Source organism: Clostridia bacterium (assembly GCA_012840125.1).
In the GTDB taxonomy this organism is placed as follows: domain Bacteria; phylum Bacillota; class DULZ01; order DULZ01; family DULZ01; genus DULZ01.
Map to the genome: position 1 here is coordinate 1 of DULZ01000019.1, position 2,334 is coordinate 2,334.

Sequence of the window (2,334 nt, forward strand, 5' to 3'; positions counted from 1 at the left end):
CTGGTAAACGGCGGCCGGATTATCAGACCTGCCTACAAGTGCGTGGCACCGCGGCGCACGTATACTCCCATGAAAGACCGGTAGTTGTCCCAAGAGTCCGCAAGGACTCTTTTTTTTATTTCCTTTTCTAAGAAAGCAAAATTTTCAAGCAGGAAAATGGCGATAGATATCTAATTATTAAATCATTAAGTCATCAGAGGACTAGAGGGGGTGGCCAATGGAACGTGGGGTAGTGAAAAAGGTGCAGAAGCAGTCAGCGGTGCAGCAAGCGCTGGGAAACTTGAAAGCCTATGTGTATGTCCTGGCGGCCCAGGGTGAGTACCGGCTCCCTTCGGAAGAGGAATTGGCCCAGCAGTTGGGGTTGAGCCGCCTGACCCTGCGGGAAGCGCTGGCGGTACTGGAGCGGGACGGCCTTATTTCCCGTATGCAGGGGAAAGGGACGGTCATCAATCCTTTTGCCCAGTGCCTGAAGAGCCGCATCGATACCAGCCGGGAAATTGACGGTTTCCTGGAGGAGGCGGGTTACAAGACTTCCGCGAAGTTACTGGGCTACCGGTGGCAGCAAGCTACGGCGGAAGAGGCGGAAAAACTGGGGATAGACGAGGGAGAGGAGATGCTGGTGGTGGAAAAGGTCTTCATGGCGGACCAGATCCCGGCCGCTTTTTACATCGACCGGATCCCCCGGCGAAAATTCCGCCACGAAGACTTCGGTCCCGCTGACATGGAAAGTTCCATGTTCGCTTTAGTGGAAAACGCCTGTGGGTGCCGCATTACCCACGACGTGCTGGAGTTTATTCCCACGGTAGCTGATGAAAAACTGGCCGCCGTATTCAAAATTCCGGTGAACACCCCGTTGCTGCGCTTGGATGTGGTGGTTTATCAGGGGGACGGCAGCCCGGTCATGTATGATACGGAGTATTATTACGACAAATTCATTCGTTTCACTTTATGCCGTAATGTAGCCTATACCTCTTAGGACTTCCGTTTCCTGGGTGGCTTTCTGGGTTGGATAAGCCACCTGGGGAGCAAAATAAACATTGAGGAGGATTTAAATGAAGAAAAAAATTATTGCCCTGCTGGTCTGTGTAGCATTGCTTGCAGCCTTGGGAGTAGGATGTGGTTCAAACGGTAACCAAAGCGGTGACAACGGAGCACCGGCTGGTGGCGAAAGCAGCACCGAAACGAAAAAGTATGCTCTGATTCTGGGTACCGGCGGACTGGGGGATCAATCTTTTAACGATCTCACCTATGAAGGCATGAAAAGGGCAGAAGCAGAGCTGGGCATTAAATTTGATTATGTCGAGCCAAAAGAAGTGGCTGATTTTGAAATCTTTCAAAATGATTTGGCCAGTACCGGTGAGTATGACCTGATTGTTTGTGTTGGTTTTGACCAAGTGGATGCATTGGCCAAAGTGGCTGCAGAATATCCGGAACAAAAATTCGCCTTGATCGATGCCGAACTGGAGTTACCAAATGTGGTGTGCTATGTATCCGAGGAACATGAAGGTTCTTTTCTGGTAGGAGCTCTAGCCGGTTTAATGAAGTTAGAGAAAGCCGATGCCCGCTTAAATGACCAGAACGTGCTGGGAGTAGTAGGTGCTCTGGATATTCCCCTCATTAGAAAATTTGTGGCTGGCTTTGAAGCTGGTGCCCGCTACGTCAATCCTGACATTGAAGTGCTTTACGACTATGTGGGTGATTTCAGCGACCCGGCAACGGCCAAGGAAATTGCCCTGTCCATGAACAGCAAAGGCGCTGATATTATTTATCATGCTGCCGGCGGTTCCGGTCTGGGTGTCTTTGAAGCGGCGAAAACTAACAACTTCCTGGCCATTGGCTGTAACTCCAACCAAAACGGCATCGCTCCTGATGTCATCGTGGCCAGCATGTTGAAGAAAGTGGATACCGCCACTTATGAAGCTGTGAAAAGTGCTTATGAAGGTACCTTCAAGAGCGGCATTTATGCCCTCGGTGTAAAAGATGAGGGTATTGATTATACTATTGAAGGAAGCAGTGTGGAAGTGCCGCAAAGCATTATTGACAAAGTTGAAGAACTAAAAGCACAGATCAAGAGCGGTGCGATTCAAGTACCTACCGATATACCTGAAGTGGAAGGTTTTCTAGCAAGTCAAAATTAAGGCGATCTATGTATCAATGGTCCATGGGGTAGGCTTCGCTAAAAAGTGAAGCCTACATTTTTCTAGACCTTGTGGCGTGAAGCCAACAGCGGTAGGAAGGGGAATGGATTGTGCAACCCTTAGCGATTGACATGCGCAAGATCACTAAAAGATTTGGCAATCTCGTTGCCAATGATCAGATAGATTTTCAAGTGGA

General features: G+C 49.3%; 2 protein-coding genes. Both read left to right on the forward strand.

Annotated elements, in window-relative coordinates:
* Positions 1 to 217 precede the first annotated feature (217 nt).
* The gene (locus GXX34_01775; protein HHW06258.1) at positions 218 to 976 is read left to right on the forward strand and encodes a GntR family transcriptional regulator; all 759 of its coding nucleotides are present in this window, start codon (positions 218 to 220) and stop codon (positions 974 to 976) included.
* A gap of 76 nt (positions 977 to 1,052) precedes the next feature.
* Positions 1,053 to 2,138 carry a BMP family ABC transporter substrate-binding protein gene (locus GXX34_01780; protein ID HHW06259.1) on the forward strand — a complete coding sequence of 362 codons (1,086 nt, stop codon included), beginning with the start codon at positions 1,053 to 1,055 and terminating at the stop codon, positions 2,136 to 2,138.
* Positions 2,139 to 2,334 lie beyond the last annotated feature (196 nt).

Coding starts and splice junctions, on each gene's coding strand:
- GXX34_01780 (HHW06259.1), top strand. CDS start 1,053: ATGAAGAAAAAAATTATTGCCCTGCTGGTCTGTGTAGCATTGCTTGCA.
- GXX34_01775 (HHW06258.1), top strand. CDS start 218: ATGGAACGTGGGGTAGTGAAAAAGGTGCAGAAGCAGTCAGCGGTGCAG.